At 64.2% G+C, this 15,212-nt stretch carries 9 protein-coding genes; 4 read left to right on the top strand and 5 right to left on the bottom strand.

What is annotated here, in order from left to right; genetic code table 11:
- Positions 1-61 precede the first annotated feature (61 nt).
- Positions 62-1,975 carry an arginine decarboxylase gene (speA, locus tag FHW75_RS25715; RefSeq protein WP_019097111.1) on the top strand — a complete coding sequence of 638 codons (1,914 nt, stop codon included), beginning with the start codon at positions 62-64 and terminating at the stop codon, positions 1,973-1,975.
- 87 nt (positions 1,976-2,062) lie between these two features.
- Here speA and FHW75_RS25710 read toward each other — a convergent pair whose 3' ends face one another.
- Entirely contained in the window at positions 2,063-3,400 is a 1,338-nt protein-coding gene (locus tag FHW75_RS25710; protein WP_027609854.1) for an MATE family efflux transporter, read from the bottom strand.
- A gap of 181 nt (positions 3,401-3,581) precedes the next feature.
- Between FHW75_RS25710 and FHW75_RS25705 the strand changes: the two genes are divergently transcribed.
- A complete protein-coding gene (locus FHW75_RS25705; protein WP_183675140.1) occupies positions 3,582-8,483 on the top strand; it encodes an alpha-2-macroglobulin in 4,902 nt (1,633 codons plus the stop codon).
- A gap of 46 nt (positions 8,484-8,529) precedes the next feature.
- Here the strand turns inward: FHW75_RS25705 and FHW75_RS25700 are convergent, their stop codons facing one another.
- A complete protein-coding gene (locus FHW75_RS25700; RefSeq protein ID WP_183675137.1) occupies positions 8,530-8,823 on the bottom strand; it encodes a hypothetical protein in 294 nt (97 codons plus the stop codon).
- A 77-nt stretch (positions 8,824-8,900) separates the two neighbouring features.
- Between FHW75_RS25700 and pbpC the strand changes: the two genes are divergently transcribed.
- Both pbpC and FHW75_RS25690 read left to right on the top strand, forming a co-directional pair.
- Positions 8,901-11,255, top strand: a complete 2,355-nt coding sequence (gene pbpC / locus FHW75_RS25695) for a peptidoglycan glycosyltransferase PbpC (protein WP_084297493.1) — start codon at positions 8,901-8,903, stop codon at positions 11,253-11,255.
- Positions 11,256-11,347: 92 nt separating this feature from the next.
- A complete protein-coding gene (locus FHW75_RS25690) occupies positions 11,348-13,003 on the top strand; it encodes a ShlB/FhaC/HecB family hemolysin secretion/activation protein (RefSeq protein ID WP_019098618.1) in 1,656 nt (551 codons plus the stop codon).
- 68 nt (positions 13,004-13,071) lie between these two features.
- Here the strand turns inward: FHW75_RS25690 and FHW75_RS25685 are convergent, their stop codons facing one another.
- The 3 genes from FHW75_RS25685 to FHW75_RS25675 all read right to left on the bottom strand — a co-directional run bounded on the left by FHW75_RS25685 (position 13,072) and on the right by FHW75_RS25675 (position 15,209).
- A complete protein-coding gene (locus tag FHW75_RS25685) occupies positions 13,072-13,845 on the bottom strand; it encodes a response regulator transcription factor (protein ID WP_019098619.1) in 774 nt (257 codons plus the stop codon).
- A 119-nt stretch (positions 13,846-13,964) separates the two neighbouring features.
- On the bottom strand, positions 13,965-14,435 hold the full coding sequence (locus FHW75_RS25680; RefSeq protein ID WP_016715409.1) for a prepilin peptidase: 471 nt from the start codon (positions 14,433-14,435) through the stop codon (positions 13,965-13,967).
- Positions 14,436-14,639: 204 nt separating this feature from the next.
- On the bottom strand, positions 14,640-15,209 hold the full coding sequence (locus FHW75_RS25675; RefSeq protein WP_016715410.1) for a DUF4136 domain-containing protein: 570 nt from the start codon (positions 15,207-15,209) through the stop codon (positions 14,640-14,642).
- Between the last annotated feature and the right edge of the window lie 3 nt (positions 15,210-15,212).

Genomic DNA, 15,212 nt, shown 5'->3' with positions numbered 1-15,212 from the left:
CTTTTACACTCGCTCCGCTGCCTGCGGGGCAGTGTCTTCGACTTATCTATAGGGGACTTGAATGTCCGTACGACGCACACGCAAAGACGATGGTAGCCAATGGACCGTGGCCGACAGCCGCAGTGTTTATGGCATCCGCCATTGGGGCGCTGGTTATTTCGCCATCAATGAAGCCGGGCGCGTCGAAGTGCGCCCCAACGGCCCCAAGAGCGCGCCGATCGACCTGTTCGAGCAGGTCGACGAACTGCGCCAGAGCGGCCTGTCGCTGCCCCTGTTGGTACGCTTCCCCGACATTCTGCAGGACCGCGTTCGCCAGCTGACCGGCGCGTTCGACGCCAACATCGCGCGCCTGGAATACCAGAGCAAGTACACCGCGCTGTACCCGATCAAGGTCAACCAGCAAGAAGCGGTGGTGGAAAACATCATCGCCACGCAGAACGTTTCGATTGGCCTGGAAGCCGGCTCCAAGCCCGAGCTGCTGGCCGTGCTGGCACTGGCGCCAAAGGGCGGCACCATCGTCTGCAACGGCTACAAGGACCGCGAGTTCATCCGCCTGGCCCTGATGGGCCAGAAGCTGGGCCACAACGTGTTCATCGTCATCGAGAAAGAGTCGGAAGTGGCTCTGGTAATCGAAGAAGCCGCCGAGCTCAAGGTGAAACCCCAGGTCGGCCTGCGCGTGCGCCTGTCGTCGCTGGCTTCGAGCAAGTGGGCCGACACCGGTGGTGAAAAGTCCAAGTTCGGTTTGTCTGCCGCGCAGTTGCTCTCCGTGGTACAGCGCTTCCGCGATGCTGGCCTGGACCAGGGCATCCGCCTGCTGCACTTCCACATGGGCTCGCAGATCGCCAACCTGGCTGACTACCAGCACGGCTTCAAGGAAGCCATCCGTTACTACGGCGAGCTGCGTGCGCTGGGCCTGCCGGTGGACCACATCGACGTTGGCGGTGGCCTGGGCGTGGACTACGACGGTACCCACTCGCGCAATGCCAGTTCCATCAACTACGACATGGACGACTATGCCGGCGTGGTAGTGGGCATGCTCAAGGAGTTCTGCGACGCGCAGGGCCTGCCGCACCCGCACATCTTCTCCGAGAGTGGCCGTTCGTTGACCGCGCACCACGCCATGTTGGTGATTCAGGTCACCGACGTCGAGAAACACAACGACGACGTGCCGACCATCGAGAACAAGGAAGCCCTGCCCGAGACCGTGCAGTGGCTGGTCGACCTGCTGGGCCCGACCGACATCGAGATGGTGACCGAGACTTACTGGCGCGCCACCCACTACATGGGTGACGTGGCGGCGCAGTATGCCGATGGCAAGATCACCCTGAGCGAGAAAGCCCTGGCCGAGCAGTGCTACTTTGCCGTGTGCCGCCGCCTGCACAACTCGCTCAAGGCCCGCCAGCGCTCGCACCGCCAGGTACTGGACGAGCTGAACGACAAGCTCGCCGACAAGTACATCTGCAACTTCTCGGTGTTCCAGAGCCTGCCGGACACCTGGGCCATCGGCCAGGTGCTGCCGATCATCCCGCTGCACCGCCTGGACGAAGAGCCGATGCGCCGCGCGGTGCTGCAGGACCTGACCTGCGACTCTGACGGCAAGATCAACCAGTACGTCGACGAGCAGAGCATCGAGACCAGCATGCCGGTGCATGCGGTGAAAGAGGGCGAGGACTACTTGCTGGGCGTGTTCCTGGTGGGTGCCTACCAGGAAATCCTGGGGGACATGCACAACCTGTTCGGTGATACCGACTCGGTGAACATCTACCAGAATGCCGATGGCAGCGTGTATCACGCCGGTATTGAAACCCACGACACCATCGAAGACATGCTGCGCTATGTGCACTTGTCGCCGGAGGAGTTGATGACCCACTACCGCGACAAGGTGGCCAGTGCCAAGATCACTGCGCGGGAGCGGACCCAGTTCCTGGATGCGTTGCGTCTTGGGTTGACCCGGTCTTCGTACCTGTCGTCTTGAGTGTTGTAGCGCCTAGTCAATCGAGCGCCGCCCGGGCGGCGCTCGATCTCAAAGGCGCCGCAACTCCCACGACATACCCTTCCCGCATCACTCAAACCACTTACCTTTCTGCTCTAACCGCCACCCCACCCACCCCAACGTCACCGCCCGCAACGCCATGAACCCGAGAAACGCCAACCACAACCCGTGGTTGCCAAACCCGCTCATGCCCACCGCCACCGGCAGTGCAATCAGCACCGACACCAACATCGCATTGCGCATCTCCCGCGCCCGGGTCGCACCGATGAACAAACCGTCCAGCAAATAACTCCACACCGCAATCAACGGCAGCAATGCCAGGTACGGCAGGTACGGGTAAGCCGCCGCCCGCACGCTCTCGATATCGGTCTGTAAGTCAATAAACAGGTGCCCACCCAGCAAGAACAACCCGGCAAACCCAAGACTGGTAATCAGCGACCAGCCACAGGCCACCACCAGCGAGCGGCGCAGGGTATCCCGGTCGCGGGCGCCGATGGCGTGGCCGCACAGGGCTTCGACCGCATGCGCCAGGCCGTCGAGCGCGTAGGCGGTCAACAGCAGGCCGTTAAGCAGCAGGGCGTTGGCCGCCACGGTGGCCTCGCCCAGGCGTGCGCCTTGTACGGTAATCAGCAGGAACACCAGTTGCAGCGCCAGGCTGCGCAGGAAGATGTCGCGGTTGACCGACAGCAGCGGTCGCCAGGCCTGCCAGCGTTTGAGCGCTGCCCACACGATCTGCCCTGGGTAAGCCCGCAGCGCCGGGCGGGTCAGGGACAGGCCGAGCAGGGCAGCACTCCATTCTGCAATCACCGAGGCCCGCGCCGAACCCAGCACCCCCCAGTCCAGCCCCAGGACGAACCACAGGTTCAGGATGATGTTCAGCAGGTTGGTGGTCAGCAGGATGGCCAGCGGTGCCCGGGCGTTCTGGGTGCCCAGGAACCAGCCGACCAGCGCGTAGCTGGCCAGTGCTGCGGGCAGGCCAAGCAGGCGGGTATGAAAGAAGCCTTCAGTGGATTGCTGAAGGGCGGCGCTGGGTTGCATCGCCTGCAGTGCCAGCTGGCTGAACGGCAGGGCCAGCAGGCCAATCAGCAGGGCGAAGCCGACCGCCAGCAGCAACCCTTGCACCAGTACCTGGCGCAGCGCTGCACCGTCACCTCGACCAGCGGCCTGTGCGGCGAAACCGGTGGAGCCCATGCGCAGGAAGCCCATCAGGCCGACCATGAAGGTGAACAGCGTGGCGCCCACGGCCACGGCGCCCAGCTGGTGGGCGTGGGGGAGGTGGCCGATGACCGTGCTGTCGACCAGGGCTACCAGCGGCACGGAGATGTTGGACAGGATCATCGGCGCGGCCAATGCCCAGACCTTTCGGTGAGTGAGGCGGTGGCGCCAGTCGGTGGTCAGTTGCGACATTGCAGTCCTTGGTAAGTCGGGGGCGCGAAGCGGCCCTACTTCAACGAGTGTCACAGTGTAACGACCAGGCAACCATTTAGCGCGACCATGGTCTCACCTCGCGCGCAACGCCGGGTGTTGCACCCGACCTTGCGCTATAGTTGTTGCCCTCACGTACACGCTGCCAAAGAGTTCCTACTCCATGTTCAACAAAGGATTGTTGCTGGCCTGCGCGCTGGCCTTGCTCAGTGCCTGTGACTCTTCCACGCCAGACAAACCTGCGCCGGCGCAGAAGCCTGTCGCTACAACGCCCGCCGAAGCCGCTGCCCCCAAACGCGAAGACCCCGCTGTGCTCGCCAAGCGCTACGAGGGCCGCGAACTCACGGTGCTGGACGTATCCGAAGTGCAGCTCGATGGTGCGGCCACACTGTCGATCAGCTTCTCCGCACCGCTGGATGCCAAGCAGGACTTCGCCACCAAGGTACACCTGGTCGACACCGTCAAAGGCAAGCTGGACGGCGCCTGGGAACTTTCTGACAATCAGATGGAACTGCGCCTGCGCCACCTGGAACCACAGCGCAAGCTGGTGCTGACCGTGGACAAGGGCCTGCTCGCGGTCAACGGCAAGCAACTGGACAGCGAGTCGGTCACCCGGCTGGAAACCCGCGACATGCAGCCGACCATCGGCTTTGCCAGCCGTGGATCGCTGCTGCCCACACGCCTGGCCGAAGGGCTGCCGGTGATTGCCCTCAACGTCGACAAGGTCGATGTCGAGTTCTTCCGGGTGAAGCCGGAAATGCTCTCGACCTTCCTGGCCAGCTGGGGGCGCAACAGCAGCCTGTACTACTACCAGTCCAAGGAAACCCTGGACATGGCCGAGCTGGTCTACAGCGGCCGCTTCGACCTCAACCCTGCCCGTAACACCCGCGAAACCGTGCTACTGCCCATCGCCGGCATCAAGCCACTGCAGGATCCGGGCGTGTACCTGGCAGTGATGCGCGCCTCGGGCACCTACGACTACTCGCAGCCGGCGACCCTGTTCACCCTCAGTGACATCGGCGTGTCGGCACACCGTTACCGCGACCGCCTGGACGTGTTCGCGCAGGCGCTGGAAGGCGGCAAGGCGTTGAGCGGCGTCAACCTCGAAATCCATGACGAGAAGGGCAAGTTGCTGGCCCAGGCCAGCACCGATGGCAAAGGCCACGCCCAACTGCCGATCACCCCGAAGGCCGATACCCTGATCGCCACCCAAGGTGTGCACACCACCCTGCTGCGCCTGAACACCGCCGCGCTGGACCTGGCCGAATTCGACATCACCGGCCCCCAGGCCAACCCGCTGCAGTTTTTCATCTTCGGCCCGCGTGACCTGTATCGCCCAGGCGAAACCGTGCTGCTCAACGGCCTGCTGCGCGACCAGGACGGCAAACCCGTCAAAGCCCAACCCGTCAGCGTGGAAGTGCGCCGCCCGGATGAGCAGGTCAGCCGCAAGTTCGTCTGGGAAGCCGACAGCAATGGCTTGTACCAATACCAGCTGCAACTGGCCACCGAAGCCCCGACCGGGCGCTGGCAGTTGCTGCTCGACCTGGGCGGCGGGCGCAAGCAGGTGTATGAGTTCCTCGTCGAAGACTTCCTGCCTGAGCGCCTGGCGCTGGAGCTGAAGGGCAGCAGCACGCCACTGTCGCCGGATAAGGATGCGCGCATCCAGGTCAATGGCCGTTACCTCTATGGCGCCCCGGCTGCCGGTAATCGCCTGAGTGGCCAGGCCTATGTGCGCCCCCTGCGCGAGGCGGTGCCCGCTCTGCCGGGCTACCAGTTCGGCTCGGTCACCGAAACCGAGCTGAACCAGGATCTGGAGCTGGACGAAGTCACCCTCGACCAGGCGGGCAAGGCGGTTGTCGATATCGAAAGCCGCTGGGCCGAAGCCCGCTCGCCGCTGCAACTGACCGTGCAAGCCAGCTTGCAGGAGTCGGGTGGCCGTCCGATCACCCGGCGCCTGGAGCAGCCGATCTGGCCAGCCGAGCGCTTGCCGGGCCTGCGTGGCCTGTTCGATGGCGAGGAAACCGACAGTGACGGGCCAGTGGAATTCGAGTTCCTGGTGGCCGATCGCGATGGCAACAAGCTGGCGGCCGATGACCTCAAGGTGCGGTTGATTCGTGAGCGCCGCGACTACTACTGGAACTACTCGCAGAGCGACGGCTGGAGCTACGCCTACAACGAAAAATTCCTCACTCAGAGCGAAGAGACGGTCAGCGTCAAGGCCGGCTCCACTGCCAAGCTGAGCTTCCAGGTTGAATGGGGCCCTTACCGCGTCGAGGTGGAAGACCCGCTAACTGGCTTGGTTTCCAGCGAACGCTTCTGGGCCGGCTACCGCGCCCAGGACAACGCTGAAGGCGGTGCCGTGCGCCCCGACCAGGTCAAGCTGGCGTTGGACAAACCTTCCTACGCCGACGGTGCCACGGCCAAGGTCACCGTCACCCCGCCTGCCGCAGGTAGCGGCTACCTGATGATCGAGTCCAGCGATGGCCCGCTGTGGTGGCAGGAAATCGACGTGCCCGCCGAGGGCAAGACCTTCGATGTGCAACTGGACAAGGCCTGGGCCCGCCACGACCTGTACATCAGCGCGCTGGTGATCCGCCCGGGTGAGCGCAAGGCCAACGCCACGCCCAAGCGTTCGGTGGGTGTGCTGCACCTGCCGCTGGACCGCGCTGAGCGCAAGTTGGCGGTGAGCCTGCAGGCACCAGACAAGATGCGCCCGAAACAGCCGCTGACCGTGAAGGTGAAGGCCGCCAATGCGGATGGCAGCGTGCCCAAGCAAGTGCATGTGCTGCTGTCGGCGGTTGACGTGGGCATCCTCAACATCACCGACTTCAAAACCCCCGACCCGTTCGCCAGCCTGTTCGGGCGCAAGGCCTATGGCGCCGACCAACTGGACATCTACGGCCAGCTGATCGAAGCCGGGCAGGGCCGCCTGGCCAGCCTGGCGTTCGGTGGTGACGCGGCCATGGCCAAAGGGGGCAAGCGCCCTAATACCACGGTGACTATCGTCGCCCAGCAGAGCCTGCCGGTGACTCTGGATGACAAGGGTGAGGGCGAAGCTACGGTCGACATCCCGGAGTTCAACGGCGAGCTGCGGCTGATGGCCCAGGCCTGGACCGAAGAACACTTCGGCATGGCCGAAGGCAAGACCGTGGTGGCCGCGCCACTGATTGCCGAGCTTTCGGCCCCGCGCTTCCTGGCCGGAGGCGACCGCACCAGTCTGGCGCTGGATTTGGCCAACCTGTCGGGCCGCGCTCAACAACTGAATGTTGAAATCACCACCGAGGGGCAGCTTAGCCTCGTGGCCAGTGCCGTACAGAACGTAGCCCTGACTGAAGGCCAGCGTTCGACACTGATGATCCCGGTGCAGGCCCAGGGCGGCCTGGGGCAAGGCAAGGTGCATGTGCGGGTCACAGGCCTGCAACTACCAAACGAGCCGACCACCGCGTTCGAACGGGAGTGGACGTTGGGCGTGCGCCCGGCCTACCCGGCGATGCTCAAACACTACCGCGTGGCCTTGAAAGACCAGCCCTGGACCTTGCCTGAAGCAGACCTGGCGGCCTTCGAGCCTGCCGGCCTGGAAGCCAGCCTGGCCTTGTCGAGCCGGCCACCGCTGAACCTGGCCGAGCAGATTCGCGCCCTGGAAGCCTACCCCTACGGTTGCCTTGAGCAGACCACCAGTGGCCTTTACCCGTCGTTGTACGCCGATGCCGACAGCCTCAAGCGCCTGGGCATCAAGGGCGAGCCGGCGGACGTGCGCAAGCGCAAGATCGAGATGGGCATCGAGCACCTGTTGGGCATGCAGCGCTACAACGGCAGCTTTGGCCTGTGGAGTTCGGACAGCGAAGAAGAGTACTGGCTGACTGCCTATGTCACCGACTTCCTGCTGCGTGCCCGTGACCAGGGTTACGGCGTGCCGGCCGAGGCGCTGAAGAAGGCCAGCGAGCGCCTGCTGCGCTACCTGCAAGAGCGCAACCTGATCGAAGTGGACTACAGCGAAAACGCCGACCACACCCGCTTCGCCGTGCAGGCCTATGCAGCGCTGGTGCTGTCGCGCAGTCAGCAGGCGCCGTTGGGTGCCTTGCGTGGCCTGTTCGAGCGCCGTGCCGATGCGCGTTCCGGCTTGCCGCTGGTACAACTGGCAGTGGCACTGGACAAGATGGGCGACAAGCCGCGAGCCGAGCAGGCTTTGCAGGCGGGCCTGGGCATCAGCCGTGGCAAAGGCTGGATGGCGGACTACGGCAGCGCACTGCGTGATCAGGCGTTGATCCTGGCCTTGTTGCAGGAGAGCAACCTTGCCAGCAGTCAGGTCGACCAGCGGCTGTTCGCCTTGTCGGACGAACTGGGGGCCAACCGCTGGTTGTCGACCCAGGAGCGCAATGCACTGTTCCTTGCCGGCCGTGGCCTGTTGGGCAAGCCGGAAGGCAAGTGGCAGGCACGCCTGGACAGTGCTGGCGAGGTGCGCGAGTTCAACAATGCCGAAGCCGGCATGAAGCTGGAAGGCCCGTTGCTGGCTTCGCCGCTGAGCGTGCAGAACGAAGGCAGCGAGACGCTGTACCAGCAACTCACTTTGTCTGGTTACCCCCGTCAGGCGCCTGCGGCCGGCGGCAATGGTATGCAGATTCGCCGTGAGTACCTGGGCATGAATGGCCAGCCATTGGACCTGCATAACCTGCGCAGCGGCGACCTGGTGCTGGTGCACCTTGCGCTCAAGGCTGAAGACCGCGTGCCGGATGCCTTGGTGGTGGACTTGCTGCCCGCAGGCCTGGAGCTGGAAAACCAGAACCTGGCGCAGAGTGCCGCCAGCCTGGACAACGCCAGCACCGCGGTGAAGGAATGGCGCGAGTCGATGCAGAACGCCAGCGTGGTGCACCAGGAGTACCGTGATGACCGTTATGTTGCCGCGCTCAAGCTCGACGGCTACGGCACCACCCACCTGTTGTACCTGGCGCGGGCGGTGACCCCGGGCACCTACCGTGTGCCGCCGCCGCAGGTTGAGTCGATGTACCGGCCGAACCTGCAGGCCGTGGGGGATGGGCAAGGGGAGATGACCGTAAAAGCCCGGTAAGAATCTGCCCTGCGCATCCACTGGGTCGCGCAGGGCAGCTCTACCATCAGTGAATCACCCAGCTCATCACCCACAGCCCCAGCGCCAGCCAGATGATCCCGAGGATGATCGAGGCGCGCATAAACGCGCGGATGGCCGAGTACAGCAGCATCAGGCCGACGATCAGGGCCAGGATGCTGAGCAGCGAGGTGTCCATGCCCAGTGTGCGCGCCAGGCCGTCGATGAAATTGCCGCCAGCATTGGCCAGCAGGTTGAACAGCCCGCTCAATGCGTCGACGATGAAGCGGATCAACGACCCCAGTGCCTGGCCCAGCCACTCGAAAAAACCTTCTACATGCATAGTTGTTTCCTGATGAACGATTCGGCGAGGTTGCCGTTCCCAAGCCTTTGGCCATCACCTGGCCAGGTCGGTTCCCGATGCCAAGCTTAGCGCGGCCATGCACGCGTGCGGGCAAGTGGTTGCGTGCCACGGTAATCGGCTTGCTAGTGCTGTGTGGCCTGGTGTGGCTGGCTGACCGGATCTGGCCGCTGCCCATGCCGGGCGACGACCTGGCCCGGGTGGTGGTGGCCGAAGACGGCGCGCCGTTGTGGCGCTTTGCCGATGCCGAGGGTGTCTGGCGCTACCCGGTCAGCCCTGACGAAGTTTCGCCGTTGTACCTGCAGGCCTTGCTGACTTACGAGGACCGCTGGTTCTACCGCCATCCCGGGGTCAACCCGCTGGCCTTGGCCCGAGCCGCCTGGCTGAACCTGCGCGGCGGACGCGTGGTGTCGGGCGGCAGCACGCTGTCGATGCAGGTGGCACGGCTGCTCGACCCGCATGAACGTACCCTGGCCGGTAAACTGCGCCAACTGTGGCGTACGGCGCAGCTGGAGTGGCATCTGTCCAAGCGCGAAATCCTGCAGATCTACCTTGACCGCGCACCCTTTGGCGGCACCTTGCAGGGGGTTGCCGCAGCCAGCTGGGCGTACCTGGGCAAATCACCCTTGCACCTGACCCCGGCCGAAGCAGCGCTGCTGGCGGTACTGCCACAGGCGCCCAGCCGGCTAAGGCCGGACCGCCATCCTGCGCGTGCCCAGCGTGCCCGCGACAAGGTGCTGCAGCGCCTGGCCGAATACCAGGTATGGCCTGCGCAGCAAATCCGCGAGGCAGCCGAGGAGCCGCTGGTGCTGGCGCCACGTCAGGAGCCCGCCTTGGCGCCCTTGCTCGCCAGACGGCTGAACAGCGCCGACAGCCCACCGCTGATCCGCACCACCCTCGATGCGGCACTGCAGCGGCGCCTGGAAGACCTGCTGTTGGGCTGGCGTGCGCGCCTGCCGGAGCGTACCTCGGCAGCCATCCTGGTAGTCGAGGCGCAGACCATGGCGGTGCGTGCCTACCTGGGCTCGATTGATCTGGCCGATGAGCGCCGCTTCGGGCATGTCGACATGGTGCGTTCGCTACGTTCACCCGGTTCTACGCTCAAGCCGTTCCTGTACGGCATGGCGCTGGATGATGGCCTGATCCATTCCGAATCGCTACTGCAGGACGTGCCACGCCGCTATGGCGACTACCGGCCCGGTAACTTCTCCATGGGCTTCAGCGGGCCGGTGTCGGCCAGTTCGGCGCTGGCCCTGTCACTCAACTTGCCGGCGGTGCAATTGCTGGAGGCCTACGGCCCGAAACGCTTTGCCGCGCAACTGCGCATGGCGGGTATGCCGCTGATACTACCGCCGCTGGCCGAGCCCAACCTGTCGTTGATCCTCGGTGGCGCCGGTAGCCGTCTGGAAGACTTGGTGGGTGGTTATGCAGCCTTCGCGCGCGGTGGCAACAGCGCGAGGGTGCGCTTGCAACCTCAGGAGCCGCTGGTAGAGCGGCGCTTGCTGTCACCGGGGGCGGCGTGGATCATCCGGCGCATTCTCAGTGGCCAGGCGCGCCCCGACCGCGACCCGCACGCCGAGCTGGTGCAGCGCCCGCAACTGGCCTGGAAAACAGGAACCAGTTATGGCTTTCGCGATGCCTGGTCGATTGGTGTGGGCCCGCGCTACCTGATCGGCGTGTGGATCGGCCGCCCCGATGGCACGCCGGTACCCGGCCAGTTTGGCCTGGCCTCGGCGGCGCCACTGATGCTGCAGGTGCATGACCTGCTGAGCAACCGCGACAGCCAGCGCGGCATCAGCGTGCCGGTGGAGCGGGTGCCGGCGAATATCGGGGTGGCGGCGATCTGTTGGCCGCTGGGCCAGCCGATGAGCAAGCAGGACCCCAACTGCCGGCGTCAGCGTTTTGCCTGGACCCTGGATGGCACCACGCCGCCAACCCTGCAAGCTGCCGATCAGCCGCTGGGCCTGGGCCTGCGTGAGCGCGTGTGGGTCAACGAGCAGGGGCTGCGCGTGGATGGTAGCTGCCCAAGCGCCAAGGCCCGTGACATTGCGTTGTGGCCGGCCCCGCTGGAGCCCTGGCTACCCCGTGTCGAGCGGCGCGCGGCGCGCCTGCCGGCCATCGACCCGGCCTGCCCGCCGCAGGTGCCGGCCAGCGCACCGCCGCTGTCGATCGTCGGCGTGCGCCCCGGCGACAACCTGCGCCGCCCGGCCACCAGCAGCGAGCCGTTGCAACTCTATGTATCGGCCTTGGGCGGGGGCGGGCGGCGCTGGTGGTTCCTCAATGGCCAGCCCTTGGGCGAAACCCAGGGGCAGGACAGCCTGCTGGTTCGCTTGCCGCAGGTCGGACAGGCCGAGCTCAGCGCGCTGGATGAAAGCGGCGAGACGGCGCGGGTGGCGTTCCAGGTCAGCGAGTAGGCGTTCGACGGCATTCGGGCCAGCACCTACGCTTGCAGATAACGGGTGTGACCGGCTGGCGCCCCGCAAACCAAGGGAACATGGAGCGCCCTATGCGTCCTCTGGCCGTGCCCCTGCTGTTGTTGCCTTGGGCGCTTGCTGCCCACGCAGAGCCGTTGCCGGGTTTTCTCGACAGCCATGAATACGAACGGCGCCTGCCTGCTGCCAACCTGCCGATAGAGGCCTACCGCCCCATCAGCCCGAACCTGAGGTTGGCCGGGCCGGTTGGCGAAAGACTTGACTGGGCACCTGCGGACACGCCCGTCGTTGTGCATAAAGTGCGTTTCGAGGGGGGCACGGTGTTCCCCTTGAGTGATCTGCGCGAGCACTACCAGCCGCTGGTCGGGCGCCAGACCACGTTGGGCGAGTTGCAGCAGTACACCCGGCAGCTAACCCAGCGCTATCGGCAGGAGGGCTACCTGCTTTCCTATGCCTACCTGCCACCGCAGGATGTGGCCGAGGGTCGGGTGAATGTGGTGCTGGTCGAGGGTTACATCCGCGATTACCACATCGACGGTGATATCGGCCCGGCCAGCGACTATCTCCGGCAGCTATTGGCACGCCTTGAGGCTGAGCGCCCGCTGACCCGCGAAACGCTCGAACGCTACCTGGGGCTGGCAGGGCGCTTGCCCGGCGTGTCGATAGAGGCTGAGCTGGCGATGGCACGAACCGGTGACGGTGCGGCCCTTTTGACCGTGCATGCGCGGCACAAACCGTTCAGCGCCGCTGTTACTTTGGCAGACTCCAGTCGCGATGATGCACAGGCGCTGCTGACGGCCACCAGCAATGCCCAGACCCGCTTTGCCGAACAGTTCCAGGCCAGCCTGCTACTGCCCCCGGGCGATGACCAGGTGCATTACCAACGGCTGGATTACAGCCAGCACCTGGACGAGGCCGGCAGCCAACTGTTGTTGTCGGCTTCGCGCTACCGCAGTGAGCCGGACACGCGAATCCGCCTGGACGATGGCCGCGACATCACCCGTGAGCGTGACAGCCAACGCTATGCGATAGGCCTGCGCCAACCCGTGATTGTCAGGCCGAATGAATGGCTGGCCGTGCAGGGACACGTGTATGCGGTCAGCGAACATGTCGAAGAGCGGCAGTCTTCGTCACGGGACTACGACACTTCTGTGCGCGCGCTGTCATTCGAGGGCGACTGGCGCAAAGTGGAAGGTAGTCGCCTGCGCATGGTCAGTGCCGGGGTCTACCAAGGCCTGGATTACCTGGGCGCCCGCAGCGATGCCGACTACGACATGGACTTTTTGCGGTTCAGGTTGTCGGCCCTGCAAAGTGACCCGCTGTCAGCGAGTTGGCAGGGTGTAGTGTCTGGCGCGTTGTACTGGAGTGATGACCGGCTACCTGATAGCGAACGGGTGGGGTTTGGTGGGCAGAGCTTCGGGCGTGGCTATCCCCGTGATCAGGCCGACGGAGACAAGGGGTGGGGTGTGGCTTACGAGGTGAGCTACAGCATGCGGGGTAGCAGGTTGGCGCTGGTTCAGCCCTATTTGGCAGTGGATGCGGCGCAGACCTGGCATAACCGGGGATCGGTGGAGGATGCCCACCTGGCTTCGGCGGCACTGGGTGTACGGTTGGGGGATGGGCGGCTTTTCAATGTTGCGTTGGAGGTGGCAAAACCGCTGGCGGATGTGGCGTTGGACAGTCTGGACCGTGCCCCCCGCTTGACCTTGAGTATTGGCCTTCAACTGTAGGGGGGCGCTTTGCGCGCCTTGTGTCGCGATGGGCTGCAAAGCAGCCCCGGCAATTTTGAAGCAGTCACTTAGTGGGTAGTAAACCGCTGGTGAACCGGTGACGAACTGGGCGTCAGTGCCAGTGCCAACTGGGTGCGGTTGTGCATGTGGGTCAGGCGCAGTACCTGCGACACATACAACTTCACCGTGTTTTCGGTAATGCCCAGCTCACAGGCAATCTGGTAGTTGGTCTTGCCCTTGCTCACCAGCCGTGCCACTTCAAGTTGGCGCGGCGATAGCTTCTCGAACGCTGCCGGTAGCTCGCTCTCACTGTCTTCCACATCGCTGGCGCGTCGGTGGGTGCCTTGGCCGCGGGCCTTTTCCAGGTCCTGGTACAATTCGTCCACCGAGTCGGCCAGATTCTGCAACCGCTGGTTCAACCCGCCCAAGGCGCGGAAGTTGCGCTGGCGCTCCAGTAGGGCCTCTTCCTGGCGGCGCACGCCCTCGAGCAGTTCATCGAGGTCCGTGGGCTTCTGGTAGTAATCGGCAAAGCCTTCACGCAGGGCACGGATCACATCCTGTTTTTCCGCGCGCCCGGTCAGCATGATGGCTTCGAACATGCGCTGCCCGGTGATTTGCTTGAGCGCGCGAACCAGTTCGATACCATCACGGTCGGGCATGTGCAGGTCGCAGATGATCAGGCCAATGGCCTCGTCGGCCAGGTAGCGCTCGAGGGCTTCGTCGGTGGAATGGGCCGGCAGGCAGTGGTAACCCCGGGTTTCAAGAAACTCACATAGCTGTTCGACGATGACTGGCTGGTCATCGACCACCAAAATCTTCACATCACTGAAAGGTCTGGACACGATCAACTCCCTGTTCGTATGCGGCCCTGCTCCCGGGCCAGACGCTCTGGCAGCTTAAAAATAGCCCTACGTTGCGATTTTGTACAAGGCATGTACAAGGTATCGGACCATAGGTTGCTTTATTGGATCCATACCGCCGTTAGAAGAAAACCTGCTAACACATAGGGTACGAAGGCCTGTTTGTCGCCCATTTCTTCAGTCAGGGTTTGCAACCGCTTCTTCACTTTGGGGTTGAGCAGGGTCCACAGGCGCCGGCGGGTGAGCAGCCACACCAGCACACTGACGCCGGCGCCGATGAAGGTGCCGAGCACGTATTGCGGGCTGGTGGCGAGGGCCAGTGCGCCCATCAGCTTGACGTCGTCGGCACCGAAGCGGCCGAGCATGTACCCCGGCAAGGTCAGCAGCATGACGATGGCCAGCGCCCAGCCGGCATCGGCGGCCTCGGCGCCTATCCAGCTGCGACCGGTGGCGAACAGCCAGACCAGAGCGCCCGTTGCCACGCCCAGGGTCAGCAGGTTGGAGATCTGGCGTTGACGCACATCCTGTTCGGAGCACAAGGCAAGCCACAGCAGGAGAACAATGCTTTGCATTGGCAGGTCGCCTTTCCCAAAAGTTGAACACTTCTACCCGGTCAGTCAGGTTTCCTTAAGTGAAGATAGACGGGAACCTGCGAGGGAGTGGGCGGGAACGGGAAAAAGGCGTGGTCGAAATGGATTTTGTCGTTCTTGACACCGTTTAAGTGGGGGAGCGACCTTGGGGCGCGAAAAGGTGCTCCCACTATTAAGGGCTGAGGCTTATTTCTTGCTACCCGGCGGGTAGTTGGCCAATACCTTGTTCACAGTATTGCGGATGGCGCTGTTGCGTTCTTCCGGGCTTGGCGGGTAGTTGTTCATGATTTGCTCGGCACTGCCGCGCCACACCAGCTTGCCGTCACGCCCATCGAACATGTCCACCTGAATGGTCGCGACCTTGTAGTCGACACTGCGGGTTTCGTTGTACATCGGGCCACCCCAGTAACCGCCCCAATAGCCACCCCAGCCACCGCCATAGTTGGTGGTGATCTGCTGCTGGCGCTGCTCGACGATCAGGTAGGTGCGGACCGTCAGGTCAGGCCGTGCGCCACCCTGGACCGGGCGCAGCCCACGTTGGTCGAGCTGGTCGGCTACCGCCTGGCGGATGCGCTGCTCGGTAAGGTCGCTCTTGATGCGGGGGTCGTCCGGGCGGTACTGCAGGCCCGGTTCCTGCCACGCCCAGCTGCGGTAAGCGGCAAAGTCACGGCTGGCATCGAAATCCTGCTGGACGTTGTTGCTGGAGCAGGCTGCAAGCAGTAACACGAATGACAGTAAAACGAGACGGCGCAACATGAT

Origin of the sequence: Pseudomonas sp. OG7 (assembly GCF_014192825.1) — a bacterium.
GTDB classification, from domain to species: Bacteria; Pseudomonadota; Gammaproteobacteria; order Pseudomonadales; family Pseudomonadaceae; genus Aquipseudomonas; species Aquipseudomonas monteilii.
Note: the sequence above shows the minus strand (reverse complement) of the source record. Positions and strands in the feature narration are given on the sequence as shown.

Coding starts and splice junctions, on each gene's coding strand:
- speA (WP_019097111.1), top strand. CDS start 62: ATGTCCGTACGACGCACACGCAAAGACGATGGTAGCCAATGGACCGTG.
- FHW75_RS25710 (WP_027609854.1), bottom strand. CDS start 3,400: ATGTCGCAACTGACCACCGACTGGCGCCACCGCCTCACTCACCGAAAG.
- FHW75_RS25705 (WP_183675140.1), top strand. CDS start 3,582: ATGTTCAACAAAGGATTGTTGCTGGCCTGCGCGCTGGCCTTGCTCAGT.
- FHW75_RS25700 (WP_183675137.1), bottom strand. CDS start 8,823: ATGCATGTAGAAGGTTTTTTCGAGTGGCTGGGCCAGGCACTGGGGTCG.
- pbpC (WP_084297493.1), top strand. CDS start 8,901: ATGCCAAGCTTAGCGCGGCCATGCACGCGTGCGGGCAAGTGGTTGCGT.
- FHW75_RS25690 (WP_019098618.1), top strand. CDS start 11,348: ATGCGTCCTCTGGCCGTGCCCCTGCTGTTGTTGCCTTGGGCGCTTGCT.
- FHW75_RS25680 (WP_016715409.1), bottom strand. CDS start 14,435: ATGCAAAGCATTGTTCTCCTGCTGTGGCTTGCCTTGTGCTCCGAACAG.
- FHW75_RS25675 (WP_016715410.1), bottom strand. CDS start 15,209: ATGTTGCGCCGTCTCGTTTTACTGTCATTCGTGTTACTGCTTGCAGCC.